General features: G+C 34.2%; 9 protein-coding genes. 7 read left to right on the forward strand and 2 right to left on the reverse strand.

Annotated features, from left to right (window positions below; translation table 11 throughout):
* Nucleotide 1: 1 nt before the first annotated feature.
* Entirely contained in the window at nt 2-2,998 is a 2,997-nt protein-coding gene (locus HM982_RS11035) for a SusC/RagA family TonB-linked outer membrane protein (RefSeq protein ID WP_179353230.1), read from the reverse strand.
* Between the two features lie 206 nt (nt 2,999-3,204).
* The gene (locus HM982_RS11040) at nt 3,205-7,347 is read right to left on the reverse strand and encodes a hybrid sensor histidine kinase/response regulator (protein WP_179353231.1); all 4,143 of its coding nucleotides are present in this window, start codon (nt 7,345-7,347) and stop codon (nt 3,205-3,207) included.
* A gap of 310 nt (nt 7,348-7,657) precedes the next feature.
* Here HM982_RS11040 and HM982_RS11045 point away from each other — a divergent pair, with 310 nt between their 5' ends.
* The 7 genes from HM982_RS11045 to HM982_RS11075 all read left to right on the forward strand — a co-directional run bounded on the left by HM982_RS11045 (nt 7,658) and on the right by HM982_RS11075 (nt 17,211).
* Nucleotides 7,658-9,358, forward strand: a complete 1,701-nt coding sequence (locus tag HM982_RS11045; RefSeq protein WP_179353233.1) for a PKD domain-containing protein — start codon at nt 7,658-7,660, stop codon at nt 9,356-9,358.
* A 108-nt stretch (nt 9,359-9,466) separates the two neighbouring features.
* The gene (locus HM982_RS11050) at nt 9,467-11,671 is read left to right on the forward strand and encodes a glycoside hydrolase family 3 N-terminal domain-containing protein (protein WP_179353235.1); all 2,205 of its coding nucleotides are present in this window, start codon (nt 9,467-9,469) and stop codon (nt 11,669-11,671) included.
* Between the two features lie 150 nt (nt 11,672-11,821).
* Entirely contained in the window at nt 11,822-12,646 is an 825-nt protein-coding gene (locus HM982_RS11055; protein ID WP_179353237.1) for a T9SS type A sorting domain-containing protein, read from the forward strand.
* 132 nt (nt 12,647-12,778) lie between these two features.
* Nucleotides 12,779-13,606 carry an SDR family oxidoreductase gene (locus tag HM982_RS11060; RefSeq protein WP_179353239.1) on the forward strand — a complete coding sequence of 276 codons (828 nt, stop codon included), beginning with the start codon at nt 12,779-12,781 and terminating at the stop codon, nt 13,604-13,606.
* A 10-nt stretch (nt 13,607-13,616) separates the two neighbouring features.
* Entirely contained in the window at nt 13,617-14,804 is a 1,188-nt protein-coding gene (gene uxuA, locus HM982_RS11065; RefSeq protein ID WP_179353240.1) for a mannonate dehydratase, read from the forward strand.
* A gap of 18 nt (nt 14,805-14,822) precedes the next feature.
* Entirely contained in the window at nt 14,823-16,232 is a 1,410-nt protein-coding gene (gene uxaC / locus HM982_RS11070; protein ID WP_179353241.1) for a glucuronate isomerase, read from the forward strand.
* Nucleotides 16,233-16,236: 4 nt separating this feature from the next.
* On the forward strand, nt 16,237-17,211 hold the full coding sequence (locus tag HM982_RS11075; protein ID WP_179353243.1) for a TRAP transporter substrate-binding protein: 975 nt from the start codon (nt 16,237-16,239) through the stop codon (nt 17,209-17,211).
* Nucleotide 17,212 lies beyond the last annotated feature (1 nt).

Genomic DNA, 17,212 nt, shown 5'->3' on the forward strand with positions numbered 1-17,212 from the left:
TTTAAAATCCTATTTGTAATCCCATAACTACAGTTACCGCTTCTGGATAATCGCTAGGGTCTCTCTCAGGACTATAAGATTGAAAATCTGTAATGGTTATTAAGTTGCTTCCAGTTGTGTAAACTCTTAATTTTGTTAATCCTAAGCTACTTAATAGTTCTTTTGGTAGTGTATATCCTAAAGTCACATTTTGTAATCTAACATAGGAAGCATCTTGCAATCCTAATGAATATATATTATCAGGATCATTACCTTCTCTAGGTCTTGGGAAATCTCCACCAGGATTTTCTGGCGTCCAATAGTTCTGCTTAATTCCGTTTTTAATTCCTCGTAATGAACCGCCTTCTAAATAACCGTATAAAAAGGGATTATCTCTGGTTACGCCTTGCACTGTATATATATCAGCAGAGAAATCAATGCCTTTATAGTCTGCACTAATAGACAATGTTCCGAACCAATCTGGCGACTGAGAAACAATCACACGATCACCATCATCTATAACATTATCGCCATTTACATCTCGTAATTTTACATCTCCAGGAAGTGCTGTCGGTTGCGCTGAATTCACAATATCTTCACCTTGTTGAAAAATACCTATCGGTTGATATTGATAGAACACATTTATTTCTTCACCTATAAATCTTCTATTAAGAATGTCATCGTCTTCAATACCATCGCCATTTTCATCTCTTCCATAGAGGCTAATAATTTTGTTTTGATTTTTAGTGAAAGACATTCCAAGATTTAAATTAAAATTTTCATTTCTTACCACATCGGTATTTAAAGTAATTTCTAGACCTTGATTTTCAATTTCACCAATGTTAGTAAGCTTTGAATTATAACCCGAAGAAGGATCTAACTGTTCACTCACTAAAAGGTCTTTTGTTCTCGTATTATAATATTCTATTGTAGACGTGATTCTGTTGTTAAATAGTCCAAAATCTACAGCAGCATTAAACGTGGTTGAAGTTTCCCAACGTAAATCTGGATTTGGCAATGTTGTTCCTGGCACATAACCAGACACCTGATTACCATCTATAATGTAATCTCTCTGATCGGCTGTACTTTGACTTTGCCCAGGACTGATTCCTTCGTTTCCTACACTACCATAACTAAATCTTAGTTTTAAATTATTAATAGCTTCTGCATTTTCTAAAAAGGTTTCTCTATGAACATTCCAACCGAAATTTGCCGCAGGAAAAAAGGCCCACTTATTATTTCTTCCAAAAACTGTAGAGCCATCAGCTCTACCTGAAACTGTAAAATAGTATCTGTTATCGTAATCATACTCTATTCTTCCCACTGCAGAAACAATACCTCTAGTATTGGCACTTATACTCGGTGTGTTTAAAAAAGCACCTTCTAAACCATTTATACCTAAAATATCATTTGGTATTCTTTCTGCCACATTTTGAAAATTATTATACGTGGTTTCAGATATACTTTGCACTGCTGTAAGCCCAAAATGATTAACTTCATTGATATCAAAGTCGTAAGTGATAATGTTTTCTAATTGCCACTCTACGTTATCCTGATACTGAATAGACCCACTACCTTGACCATTGTTAGCAATTCCTGATAACGATTGCGTAGTATTATATGACTTACGCTTATAATTCCATGACCTTCTACTTAAATTAGCTCTATAATTTAACCCTTCAATAGGAGATATATCTACAAATACATTTAAGATATCATTTCTTTGGTCTGTAACATTTGTGGTTTCATTTAAGTCAATTAATGGATTTTTATTTTCTTCAAATCCACCAGGCAAATAACGTAAGGATCCATCTGGATTGTACACGCTACCTAAGGGCGCTGTGGTCAATGCATTTAAAATTACCCCATCATTATTAGGATTATTAGTTTCTGAAAATTGAAATGAGGTATTTAGACCGATGTTTAACCAATCATTTATTTTTTGGTCGGCATTTAATCTTAAACCAACTTTATTATAACTAGAGTTAGGGATTACACCTTTAGTATTGATATAATTTACACTACTAAAGATTCTAAATTTTTCTGTTCCAGACGATATGTTTATCGCGTGGTTTTGTGTTTCACCAGTTCTTAGTACTAAATCCTCCCAATCTATATAATCTTGGTTTTGTATACTTGCCAATTCTAAACCAGAAAATATATCTTCATCTAATCTATATTCACCGCCATTATTAGTTCTAAAAGCTTCTCGTTTTAGTTGTGCAAATTCTTCACCACTATAGATATCAAAATTTCTATTGATGGTTTGTATCCCTGAAAAACCATTATAGGATACAGAGACTTTGCCTTCTTTACCACGTTTAGTTGTAATAAGAATAACACCGTTAGAAGCTCTTGCTCCATAAATAGCTTGTGCTGCAGCATCTTTTAAGACCTCTAAAGATGCAATGTCGTTAGCATTTATATCGTTTATACTACCAATACGCACACCATCTGCAATAACAATAGGATCATTACCACCACTTATTGAGTTTTGACCTCTAATTCGTATTGTAGACGATCCCCCTGGAGCACCACTCGCTAAAGTGACCTGTACACCAGCAGCTTTACCTCTTAACATCTCTCCAACATCTGAAGTTGCCACCTTTACTAAGTCGTCATTATCTACGGTAACCACAGAACTAATAATATCACTCTTCTTTTTTGTTCCGTAGCCCACAACCACCACTTCTTCAAGTGCTGCGGTATCTTCTTCTAAAGTTACATCAATTACATTTTGAGTACCAACAGTGATTTTCATCGTCTTAAATCCGAGATAAGAAAAGACCACTACATCTTCTGGCTCTACTTGTAGTGTATATTCGCCATCAAAATTTGTTTGGGTTCCCGTTGTCGTTTGATCAATTAAAATATTAACACCAGGCAATGGTACACCTGAATTATCTATAACGATACCTGTTATTGTTTTGCTTTGTCCATAAACACTTGAGAACACCGTACAAAGCAATGTAAAAAGTAGTGTTTTGGTACATCTAGATATTATAAATTTATTTTTCATCTTATCATGGAAGTTAATTGCGTTATATTATGTAGCACACAAATATGATTGAATAAAATAAATTTTTAGGTGTTTGAATATGCGTTTCAAGGGGTGTGAATGTGTTTGCATGTTAAAACACTAAAAAACAAATATTTAACATTAAACAAAATGCAAATACAACCCCTAAATTGTAATAAAAACCTTATAAAATTGATAAAACACTTTTAATTTTCAGCCTCACTTTGAAGTTTTTTATATGCTGAAGGGGAATGGTTGTATATTTTTTTAAATTCTCTACTAAAGTGTTTGCGATCATTAAAACCAACCATAAATGCAATTTCAGAAATAGGGTATGTTGTTTTAACAATAATTTCTGCTGCTTTTTTTAATCTCAGCTGTTTTATTAAGCTGGCCACGGAGTGATTAGTTAATGAATTTACTTTTTTATAGAGAATTGTTCTACTCATCCCTATTTTATCGACCAACATACTCACGTCAAAATCGGGATTTTCTAAGTTTTCTTCAATGATTTTCATTAGCTTTTTAAGGAACAACTCTTCTGGTGTCGTTAACTTATCGAGATCAGAATCTACGATAAAATTGCCACTATATTTTTGTCTAAAAATTTCTTTAGATTTTAATAAGTTTTGCACACTTAGCAATAACACCTTAGTACTAAAGGGTTTTGAGATATAAGCATCAGCCCCTATAGATAAACCTTCCACCTTATTATCTACTGAAGCTTTAGCCGTTAGCAATATAACAGGAATATGATTGGTACTCTCGTTTGTTTTTATGTATTTACAAAATTGTAACCCGTCCATTTCTGGCATCATAATGTCAGATACTATTAAATCTGGAATTTCTTTATCCATATAACTGATTGCTTCCTTAGCACTAGAAAAGTCTAAAACATTATAGCTTTCAATTAAAACGCCTGCGATAAATTTTCTTACCTCATCATTATCCTCTACAGTAAAAATTGTTTTCTTATCAGGATCATATGCCGTGTATTCGAATTCAAAATTCTCGTGCGCTGTAACAGGTGTCTTTGCATTAGAGTCGGCATCAATAACGGTTTTACCCAAATTTAATTCATCATCAACTTGATCATCATCTAAATGCGCTTTACCCAGAAGTAATTCTATCTGAAATACGGTATTAGCCCAAGACTCTTTTTCTTCTTCTAAGACTAACTTTCCTTTATGTAACTCTACAATTGATTTAGACAACGCTAGCCCTACACCGCTTCCCATATTATGAACACCTCTATCATCTACTTGAAAAAACCGATTAAAAATATTGCTTTTATTTGCTTCAGGAACTCCAATACCATTATCCTTTATCTTTATTAAGACTTTCTTATTTCCGGTATGAATTTGTTCTACAGCAAATACAATTTTTCCATTCTTTTTAGTGAATTTAAAGGCGTTAGAAAGCAGATTGTAAACCACTTTTTCCATTTGATTTTTATCAAAAAACACTTTTATTGAGTTAGAATTTAAAACAAAATTGTACTCTATGTTTTTCTTTGCCGCCAGACCTTTAAAGGACTCATATATTTCAAAACAAAAGGCTACAATATCTTGCTCTTCACAATATATACGCATGTGTCCTTTTTCAGCTTTTCTAAAATCTAATAGTTCATTAACTAACTTTAATAAACGATCCGAGTTTTGCTGTATCGTCTTTAATTTACTTTCTGATTTTGGAGTATTATCCGAGTTTTCTAATAATTCTTCAATAGGCCCTTTTATCAAAGTTAAGGGTGTTCTTATCTCATGAGAAATATTTGTAAAGAAATTGAGTTGCATGTTCAACATTTCTTGTTTTCGTTCACTTTCTACATGCTCTAAAAACAATTTCCGTTTCAGTTTTACTCTATTGTTTATAAATTTCACAATGATTAAAACAACTAGAATAAACAAAAGCAAGTACGCCAAATTTGCCCACCAAGTTTTCCACCAAGGCGGTAATACCGTAATTCCTAACGTTTTTATATTTGGATTCCAGCTGCCGTCTTCAATAGTAGATTTTATAGACAGTAAATAATCTCCAGGGTTTAAATTAGACAGGTTTATTCTGTTTTGAGTTCCTGTATTATGCCAATTATCGTTTCTTAAATCATCATCTAATTTATAAGCGTACTTACTTTTTCTGGGATTTATAAAATTTAAACTACTAAACTCTAAGCCTATATACCCTTGATCGTAATTAATTACAATGTTTGATGTTTCAGAAATAGGCTTTTGAAGAATTGAATTGTCCTCACTAGATTCTACAATTTCATTATTAACAATTAATGTTGTTAATACAATTTCATTTTCATTGGGCGCTTTGTATATAACGGAAGGATTAAAAATAGTGATCCCTTTTACCGCAGCAAATACAAGCTGCTTTTCATTAAATAAAACACTAGCATTACGAGAAAATTGCTTTACAGAAACCCCATCTTTTTCAGAAAATTTACTGATTTCTGCTGTATTAAAATTAACTTTTTTAGAAGAACTATTAAACTTTATTCTGAATAAAAAGTCTTCTGAACTCACCCATAAATTCCCTTCTGCATCTTCTGAAATACTATGAATAGAAGCATTTGTAAATCCTTTATCCTTATTTAATACTGAAAAACGCTCCGTTGATTCATCAAAATAAAAAAGGCCGTCATAATCACCACCAATCCATAATCTACCCTTAGAATCTGTAAACAAAGCTGTTAAACTATTGTTTCCTATAGAAGGTTCTGTTGTTGTTTTATAAATTTTAGTTACCTTATTAAGCGCTTTATCAAAATAATTTAGTCCGTTTTGAGTAGAGATCCAAATACCGTTTTTCCTATTTTCTAAATCGATAATAAAATTATCTGATAAGCCACCAGGCGAACCATCTGCTAAATAATTTTCAATAGTTCCATCTGGTAATATTTTCTTAAGTCCATTACCGTCGGTGCCTACCCAAATTATATCTCGGTCTACAACAAGCGATGTTATAGGCCGCTCATTCGCTATAGAACCTTCATAAGCTAATGGTATAGAAGTAAAAGTTTTGCTATTTTTATCAAAATCAAATAAGCCATTAAAGGTGCCACAAATAAAATGGTCTTCGTTCTTTTTGGCTAGAGCAGTAATTAGATTTTTGGTTTTACGTTCTGCCTTTTCATTTACCATATAATGGTTAGAGACATTCAATTTAAAGTTAAGATGTGTAAGTCCACCACCATAAGTGCCAACCCATAAATCATTCTCACCATCTGCAATAACAGCGGTTGCAACTGTATGATTTAATCCAAAATTTGGGTAAACCGTTTCTCCAATATTTGTAAAATTTGAATTGGCTTTATTATAAAAATTTATTGCTCCAGACTTTGTACCAATCCATAAACAATCATCTCTGTCTTTTAAAAAACACTGTAAATTATTATCTATAAGGCTACTCGTGTTTAATGCATTATGCTTGTATTTGGTAAAATTTTTGGTCTTTTTATCATAAACATTCAAGCCATTTTGAGTAGCAAACCAAATCGTATGCTCATTTACTGTAATAATATCATTTATCCAATTAGAAGAAATTGAATTCTCAGCTTCAGCGTTATGTACAAATTGTACTAAAACATCTTTTTCTTTAGCATACTTAAAGACACCCATTGTCTCTGTTCCAAACCATAAATCGCCGTTTGACTCCTTTACTATTTTCCAAATCTTAGCTTTTAAAAATTCAGGATTGCTTAGAAAAGCACTAGGCAAGGTATTCAGTAAATTAGTTTCTGGGTCAAAGGCTTGTAAACCCTGTGCTGTTCCCATTAAAATACCGTAATCTTCATCGTAAAATAATGACAGCACACGACTTCGGTTGAGAATAAAATTAGAATCGTTGGATACTTTTTCTAAAAGGCTTTCATTCTTATTTAGTTTTTTAACTCCACCAAACGTCCCAACCCAAACGTTATTATTTCCATCTTCAACAAACGAACTGATATAATTACGACCGCCCTTAGTGAGTGAAATATTAATAAAACTAAACGTATTGGAATCTTTATTAAATCTATTTACACCGTGATTGGTACCAATCCATAAATCGCCTTCACTATCTTCAAAAATCACATTCACGTGATTATTACTTAAACTCCCCTCATTTTTATCTCTTACATACCTATTAAAACTGTAACCATCATATTTAAACAAACCATTCTCAGTTCCTATCCAAATAAAACCTTTTTTAGTTTGCACCAAACTAGAAATCATACTTGGAGAAAAGTCTTCATCATAATTAATTTGCTCAAAATTTAATCGTGAAACTTGTGCTTGTAGCAGACACTGAAAACAAATTATGAGGACGAATCCTATTTTATATTTAGCCAAATTGCACATAGGTTTAAAACTGAATTACTAATTTCATTGCCCCAATAAGGACAAGAGCAAATTAATATTATAATCACAATTATACACCATTAAAGATATCCTTTTAGGGGTGAAAACGTACATCGCCTTTAAATAAAACAGAACAAAAAACCACAAAAAACTAAAAATCATACACTTATGCCTATTGTTTGAATTTTTAAAAATAGAAACCCGCTTCAGTTTTAAATAAACGTACATTCTTACCCCTAAAGAGAAACAATTATAATCTGTGGTATCCATGTAAATTTTGAACTTTGCAAGACCTTAATTATGAATTATTATGAAACTTAAAAAATTAAAATTCAGCAAACTCTATTTTTTCATTCTATGCTTCACAGCACTCAATTTTTCTTGTGAAGATGATATCAGGGAAGTTACCTTATATGATGAAGGCGAAACAATAGCTAATGTCTCTAATACTCAACTAGAATTTGGAGAATCAATTAATTTTACGAGTTCTTCTACAAAAGCAATTACTACAGATTGGACCTTTGAAGGAGGTACACCCTCTACATCTATCAACCCAAACGTAACGGTAACTTATAATTCTTCAGGAACTTTTGAAGCAAGCCTTCTTATTAAATATGTAGATAATACTACCGAAACCTTTTCATTTTCTATAAATGTTGCAGAAGACCCAAATGCAGGCCCTGCAGATGTACCATGTGGTGAATACGGCAATTTTGATATCGCTTTAGTAACCGATAGCGTAGGTGCAGATCAAGGTTTTATTACGTTACTTGAGGAGGCTGGGCATACGGTACAAGCCGTAGAAGGACAATATAATAGTTTAACCTCAACAGGTGCTAACCAATTAAATAACTTTGATCTTGTTATCATTTCAAGAAGTACTAATAGTGTTGAAATTGGTGGAGAAGATAGTGCTTTGGCATCAATTTGGGCAACAGTTGAAACGCCTGTTTTAAACATGAATGCTTACACCGCTAGAAGCTCTAGACTGCAACTTTTTAATAGTACAGAAGTCGATGAAGGTGGCGGAAATAGCTTAGATGCCAATCTACCAGACCATCCCGTTTTTAGCGGAATCACCTTAACCGATAATAATACAGGTGCCATTCTTACGGGGTCTGGATTAGAAACCGTTATTGTTTCTGATATCGGAAATGGAACTTTAATCGCCTCAGATGGTACTAAAGTTGCCATCGTAGAATGGGATGCTAACGTAGAGTTTTATGATGGTGCAATACCTGCTGCTGGAAAAAGAATGTTTATGTCTTCTACGTCTGGCTATATGTTAAACGACGTTGGTGATGCCATCTTATTAAATGCCGTACAATACCTTGTTGCAGGTGCCATACCAGAACCTTGTAATACAGGAGGACCTTTTGATGTTGTATTGGTAACCGATAGTGTTGCAGACGATCAAGGTTTTATTACCCTATTAGAAGAAGCCGGACACACAGTACAAGCCATAAACGGTCAATTTAATAATCTTGATGCTGGGGGTGCAAATCAATTAAACAATTTTGATGTAGTAATTATTAGCAGAAACACCAATAGCGTTAACATTGGCGGCGATAATAGTGCCCTCGTTGATGTTTGGGCATCAGTATCTACACCAGTACTTAATATGAATGCTTATACCGCAAGAAGTTCTCGACTGCAACTTTTTAATAGTACAGATGTTGATGAAGGCAGCGGAAATAGTTTAGATGCCAACCTACCAGAGCATCCTATTTTTACAGATGTTGAGTTAACAGATGGAAATACTGGAGCTATTCTTTTTGCTGATGGTCTCCATACCGTGTTAGTCTCTGATGTAGGTAATGGTACACTTATAGCTTCTGATGGTACCAAAGTTGCTATTGTAGAATGGGAAGCAAATACCGAAGCGTATGCTGGAGCGATTCCTGCTTCAGGAAAACGAATGTTTATGTCTTCGCCTACAGGGTACAGACTAAACGAAACAGGAAACACCATTTTTATTAATACCGTAGAATATCTAGGTGCTGGTAATTAACAACTAAATTTTAAAACAGTTTGAAACCTATGAATGCAATATGTCATAGGTTTTTATATATCACTTTTATACTTCAAACTTTCTCTCTAAATCAAAAAATCTACTTCAATGAAAAAACTATGTTTCGCCTTAGCCATACTTCTCATGGTTGCTTGTGCCAATAAAACCGAAAATGAAACGGCTAATTATAAAGATCCAGATGCTCCTATTGAAGACCGTATAGAACATCTTATAAGTCTTATGACTTTAGATGAGAAAATTATGCAAATGAACCAATGGACCTACGGTAAAAATGCCAACCCTAATAATATTGGAGAAAAAATGCGTGAAGTAAGTCCAGAGATAGGTTCCTTATTATACCGAAGTACCAATCCGGAATACCGCAACCAAATTCAGAAAAAGGCCATGACTGAATCTCGACTTGGCATTCCAATCATCTTTGGTTTTGATGCCATTCATGGTTACCGTACCATCTTCCCTATTCCATTAGCACAAGCCTCGTCTTGGAATACAGATTTAGTAAAAACATCGAGTGCGATAACAGCTAAAGAGAGTTGGTTATCAGGGTTAGATTGGACGTTCTCACCAATGGTAGATGTGGCTCGCGATCCACGCTGGGGACGGGTCTCTGAAGGTTATGGTGAAGACCCTTATGCCAATTCTGCATTTGCAGTGGCAGCAGTACAAGGCTACCAAGGTTCTAATTTAAATGAAAAATACACGATTGCCGCTTGCTTAAAGCATTTTATAGGCTATAGTTTATCTGAAGGTGGGCGCGATTACCATTATAGCGATATTTCAAATCAAACGCTATGGGAAACTTTTATGCCTCCTTTTGAAGCGGGTGTAAATGCTGGTGCAGCCACATTAATGAGTGGTTTTAATGATATTTCTGGTATTCCTGCATCCGCCAATCACTACACGCTTACAGAAGTATTAAAAAACAAATGGAAGCATGATGGCTTTGTAATCTCAGATTGGGGGTCCGTCCGTAATCTTGTTGAACAAAGTGTTGCTGAAGACTTAAAAGAAGCTGCTCAAAAATCATTTATGGCAGGAATTGAAATGGATATGGTAGACAATGCCTATATCGATTATTTGCCAGAGCTTGTTGAAGAAGGAAAAGTGCCAATGGCATCAATTGACGAAGCCGTAAGACGCATTCTAAGAGTAAAAATGAAACTCGGACTGTTTGAAAATCCATATGTAGATGTCGTTTCTGAAGACGAACGCTACCTACTCCCTGAATATTTAGAGGTTGCTGAACAATTATCTGCCGAATCGTTTGTACTTCTTAAAAACGAAAATGAAACACTCCCTATAACTTCTAAGTATAAAAACCTAGCTGTAATAGGTCCTATGGTTAAAGACTCTATACATATTATGGGCTTTTGGGAAGGTATGGGACGACCACAAGATGTTAAAACCATATACCAAGGCTTAGAAAAAGAATTTAAAAATAAAGCAAACTTAAATTACGCACTAGGTTGTGATTACGATGGCGAGGATAAAAGTGGTTTTAACGCAGCCATACAAGCCGCAAACAAATCGGATGCTGTAGTCTTGTTTTTAGGTGAAAAAAGACATTGGAGTGGTGAAAATGGTTCGCGCTCGACCATTGCTCTACCTAAAATTCAAGAAGCTTTAGTAGAAGAACTTCAAAAGACTAACAAACCTATTATTCTGATGCTGTCTAGTGGACGACCATTAGAGTTAATGAAATTAGAAAAAATGGCCGATGCTATTGTTCAAATCTGGCAACCTGGAACAATGGCAGGACCTGCAGTTGCGGGTTTACTTTCAGGAAGACATAATCCTTCAGGTAAATTAGCTATGACATTCCCACAAACCACAGGGCAAATTCCTATTTACTATAACATGCGTCAGGCAGCAAGACCTACGTTAGGGCATTATCAAGACATCCCAAGAGATCCATTATACTGGTTCGGACATGGTTTAAGCTATACTACATATAACTATAGCGACGTAAAATTATCTTCCAAAAAAATAACAAAAAATGAAACTTTAATAGCTGAGGTAGAAATCGAAAACTCAGGTGATTATGACGGAAAAGAGACTCTATTATGGTTTATAAAAGATCCTTTTGCATCTATTTCTAGACCCATAAAAGAGCTAAAACATTTTGATAAAAAATTTATCAAAGCTGGAGAAAAAGTAAAATATAGTTTTGAAATTAATCCGGAACGAGATTTAAGTTTTGTAGATAGTGAAGGAAACAGACATCTTGAGCCGGGTGATTTTTATGTGATTATAAAAAATCAAAAAATTCATTTTGAATTGGTTGAAGAATAGATAAAGAGATTGATTTTAATCTGAAACCTAAACAAACCCTTATTTTAAAACAATAAACACATAAGGCACCCTTATCAAGAATGTATGTCCTACTCATAAAGTTATATAAGTAATAATTTTATCTCAACCAATAATTAAAAACAATTTATTATGAGAAAAATTACATTCATTTTTACTTTATTAACATGTGCTTTGGGTTATTCACAAACTACTTTAGGGTATTACACGGAAGCAACCGTAACAGAAACAGTAGCTACTCAAAATCTAAATGGTGATGGTATCACTATTAACACTTCGTTCTCTGACGCAGGTACAGATGGTGGTAGCACTGTTATTGAAGCTGTTGCAAACTCTGGTGGGGCTGAAAATTATCAGGGTTATTTTAATTATCCCGGAAGCCCTAATCAAGATTTAAGTAGTTATAGCTTTTATCACTTTTCTATGAAGTCATCTAGTCCACAACCAACAATTATTAGATTTGAAGATGCGGGTGGACAACAAGCAAATTTTGACCCAACATCATATGGTTTTGCATATGATGGAAACTGGCATACTATGGTAATACCCTTTACTGATATTTCTACACAAAACGCAAGTTTTAATTTCACGGACGTTAATAATGTCTTTTTTATTAAAAGTACACCTGGTGACGCAGGATCTGTTGTACCAGAAACTTATATTTTTTACATAGATCACGTTTATTTTTCTACTAGTAATGATGTTTTGTCAACGGAGACTTTTGAGCTATCTAAAATTACTATGTTTCCAAATCCGGCTAATACAGAAATTAGTATTAGTTCTAAAAATAGTATGGACACTATAAAATTCTATAATGTTTTAGGAAAAGAAGTACTTGTTGTAAATCCTAAAAGTAATAACTCAATTATTGATATTTCAAACTTAAAGAGTGGAATATATATTGTTAAGCTTACGGCAGATGGAAAGACGACTAGCACAAAACTCATAAAAGAATAAAGCCTATTTAATGTATAAAGGGATTGTTTAAAAATCATTTTTTTAGACAATCTTTTTTTCGCAGCAAATAGCTGTTTTTTTTTTAGAAAAAGTATAAATAATAAGAATTATAACCAACTAAGAAATTTAATAATGAATAAAGTTATTGTACTAACGGGCGCTGGAGGAGTTTTATGCAGCTCGTTAGCTATAGCCCTTGCAAAACAAGGAAATAAAATTGCTGTTTTAGATTTAAGAAAAGAAGCTGCAGACAAAGTAGCAGATGAAATTAATTCTAACGGCGGAACAGCTATTGGAATTACGGCTAATGTTTTAGAAAAAGACTCACTAATAGCTGCTAAGAAAATTGTAAATAAGACTTTTGGTAAAGTAGATATCTTGGTAAACGGTGCTGGTGGAAATCATCCTTTAGGCACTACCTCTAACCCCTTTTTAGAAACGGAAGACTTAATCAATACCACTGAGGGTTTTAAAACGTTTTTCGATTTAGACCCAAAAGGCATTGAGTTTACATTCAACCTCAACTTCTTAGGAACTTTAATTCCTACACAAGTTTTCGCAACAGATATGGTTGGTAGAGAAGGTTGTTCAGTATTAAACATTTCTTCTATGAATGCGTTTACACCCTTAACAAAAATACCCGCTTATAGTGGTGCAAAGGCTGCTGTATCTAACTTTACGCAATGGTTAGCGGTGCACTTTTCTAAGGTAGGAATCCGAGTTAATGCTCTAGCCCCAGGATTTTTCTTAACCGATCAAAATAGAACATTATTAACAAATACAGACGGAAGTTTAACACAAAGAGGCCAACAAATCATTGACCAAACGCCAATGGGTCGCTATGGAGAACCTGAAGATTTAATAGGTACAACTTTATGGTTATGTGGCGAAGGCGCAAAATTTGTAACGGGTGTTGTAGTGCCAATTGACGGTGGATTTTCAGCATACAGTGGCGTTTAAAAAATAAAAAATGATGCAAAATTTAGAACAAACATGGCGTTGGTACGGACCTAACGATCCTGTTTCTTTATTAGATATAAAACAAGCAGGAGCCACAGGAGTTGTTTCGGCTTTACACCACATTCCTAATGGTGAAGTTTGGACTGTTGAAGAAATCAACAAAAGAAAAGAAATTATAGAAAACACTGGCCTTACATGGTCTGTTGTTGAGTCTGTACCAATCCACGAAAACATTAAAACAAAGACTGGAAATTATCAGTTATATATTGACAATTACAAACAAACCTTATTGAATTTAGGTGAGTGTGGTATTGATACTGTTTGTTATAATTTTATGCCCGTTTTAGATTGGACTCGAACCAATTTAGACTATGAAGTTTCAGATGGATCAACCGCATTACGTTTTCAAGCAGCAGCTTTTGCCGCTTTTGAATTGTATTTATTGAAAAGACCAGGTGCTGAACACCACTATTCTGATGCTCAAAAAGAAAAAGCATCAGCGTTTTTAAAAAATTCAACAGCTGAAGAACAAAAGACTTTAGTTAGAAATATTATAGCAGGTTTACCTGGCGCAGAGGAAGGTTATACTTTAGAAGAATTTAATACCATTTTAGCAAGCTATAAAAATGTTGGTCCGGCGGAATTAAAAGCGAATTTATTTTTATTTTTATCTGAAATTATTCCGGCTGCAGAAAAAGCTGGTGTATTAATGTGTATTCACCCAGATGATCCACCGTTTCCAATTTTAGGTTTACCAAGAGTGGTTTCAACCGAACAGGATATTGTTGATTTATACGAAGCGATTCCATCTCACAACAACGGACTAACATTCTGCACAGGCTCGTTTGGTGTAAGAGCTGATAATGATTTAGCAGGAATGGTAGAACGTCTTGGTGATCGTATTCATTTTATTCATTTACGTGCTACAAAACGTGATGCTGAAGGTAATTTTCATGAAGCAAATCATTTAGATGGCGATGTAGACATGTATGCCGTGATGAAAGCTTTAATTAAAGAACAACAAAAACGTATAAAAGCAGGACGATTAGACCTTAGAATGCCTTTTAGGCCCGATCATGGTCACAAAATGCTAGATGATTTAAAAAAGAAAACAAATCCTGGTTATTCAGGAATTGGACGCTTACGTGGTTTAGCAGAATTACGTGGTTTAGAATTAGGTATTAGACGTTCCTTATAACATAGAAAATTTTTCAAAATGACTAGTAAATCACCTTTTATAAAGGCTAATTTCTTACTGCAATCTGAAGTCGCAGAAACACTGTACCATCAGTATGCTAAAGATTTACCAATTATAGATTATCACAATCATTTGTCACCAAAACTCATCGCAGAAGACCAACCTATTAAAAATATCACAGAGGCTTGGCTCAATGGCGACCATTATAAATGGCGTGGCATGCGTGCTAATGGTATTGAAGAAGCTTTTATAACAGGAAGTAAAACAACACAGAAAGAGAAGTTTTTAAAATGGGCTGAAACAGTTCCGTACACCTTGAGAAATCCCCTATTTCATTGGACACATTTAGAATTAAAACGGTACTTTGAGATTGATGAGATTTTGCAACCCTCATCTGCAGAAGCCATCTATAAGAAAGCAAACGCTGTTTTAGAAAGCAAAACACCAGCCCAATTATTAGAGCAAATGAACGTTGAAGTTATTTGTACAACAGATGACCCAACAGATAATTTAGAACAACATAAAACAATTGCTAAAAAAGACTTCTTTACCAAAGTTTTACCGACGTTTAGACCTGATAATTTAATTTTAATTGAAGCGGATAGCTATAACAGTTATATTGAAAAACTGGCTTCAAGCGTTGGATTTTCAATTTCAAACTTGTCAGAATTACTAAAGGCTATTCAACATAGAGTTGACTTTTTTAATACCTTAGGTTGCCGACTTTCAGATTATGGATTAGAACAAATTTATGCTTTCGATTTTACTAAAACCGAAGCCGATGCTATCTTTCAAAAACGTCTTTCAAATAGCGCTATTTCAAAAGACGAAGCCAATGTATTTGCCTCTTGTATCTTATTTGAATTATGCAAAATGTACCATGACAAAGGCTGGGTGCAACAATTTCATTTAGGAGCTTTACGAAACAATAACAGTAGATTATTAAATCAAATAGGATTAGATGCTGGTGTCGATTCAATTGGCGATTTTAATCAGGCGCAAGCCATGTCTAAATTATTTAATCAGCTAGATGCTGAAAATTCTTTATCAAAAACCATAACTTATAATTTAAATCCATCGCAAAATGAAGTCTTCGCCACCATGATGGGAAATTATAGTGAAGCAGGTATTCCGGGAAAAATGCAATGGGGTTCTGGTTGGTGGTTTTTAGACCAAAAAGACGGTATGGAAAAACAGCTCAATACACTTTCTAATATGGGTTTGTTGAGTCGATTTGTAGGCATGCTAACTGATAGTCGTAGTTTTTTATCCTTCCCAAGACACGAATATTTTAGACGCATCTTATGTAACTTAATTGCAGAAGATGTTAACAGCGGACTGGTGCCAAATGATATTGAATTCCTTGGTAAAATGATTCAAAATATCTGTTATTATAACGCGGTTAACTATTTCAACTTTGAAAATTAAAGCCATGAAAAAAAGCGTGTTTTACATCTTAATACTCTTTGGTTGTTTACAAAGTTGCAAAGAAGACCAGTCGACTAAAACACTGTATTTAGCCCATAATATGCCGCAAACGCACTCAGTTCATAAAGGCATTTTAGAATTTCAAAAAGCATTACGATTAAAATCTGAAGGTAAATTAGATGTAAAAATATTCCCTGATGGTCAACTGGGTTCAGAGCGGGAAGTCCTAGAATTATTACAAATAGGAAGTGTAGCTATTACCAAAGTGAGTGCAGCCACCTTATCTAATTTTGTACCAGAATACCATGTATTTGGGATTCCTTATTTATTTGAAAACAAACAGCATCAATTTGATGTTTTAGAAGGCGACGTTGGAAAATCTATCTTAGAAAAAGGAAGTCAATTTTGGTTACGTGGTTTATGCTATTACGATGCCGGAAGCCGAAGTTTTTACACCTCAAAAAAAGCCATTAGAACACCCGAAGATTTAAAAGGGCTTAAAATACGCGTGATGAATAACCAAATGGCCATAAATATGGTAAATAGCATGGGAGGTTCTGCAACACCATTAGCGTTTGGTGAATTATACACAGCCATGCAACAAGGTGTGGTTGATGGTGCAGAAAATAACCCACCTTCTTTTGTGTCTTCAAATCATTATGAAGTTAGCAAGTACTATACGATAGACCAGCATTCTTCAGTTCCAGATGTACTGCTTATCGGTACAAAATTTTGGGACAAATTATCCAAGCAAGAAAAAAAATGGGTTCTAGAAGCTGCTGAAGTTTCTGCTAAAGCTCAAAAAGTATTTTGGAATGCTTCGGTTGAAGAATCCATGTCTATTGCCAAAGCCGCTGGTGTTGAAATCATAATTCCGGAAAAGTCTTTATTTCAAGAGCGTTCAAAATCTGTCTTAGAAAATTTCATAAAAGTACATCCTGAAATGCAACCTATTATTAACAGCATTAAAAAACAATAAA

This window comes from Winogradskyella vidalii, assembly GCF_013403955.1.
In the GTDB taxonomy this organism is placed as follows: domain Bacteria; phylum Bacteroidota; class Bacteroidia; order Flavobacteriales; family Flavobacteriaceae; genus Winogradskyella; species Winogradskyella vidalii.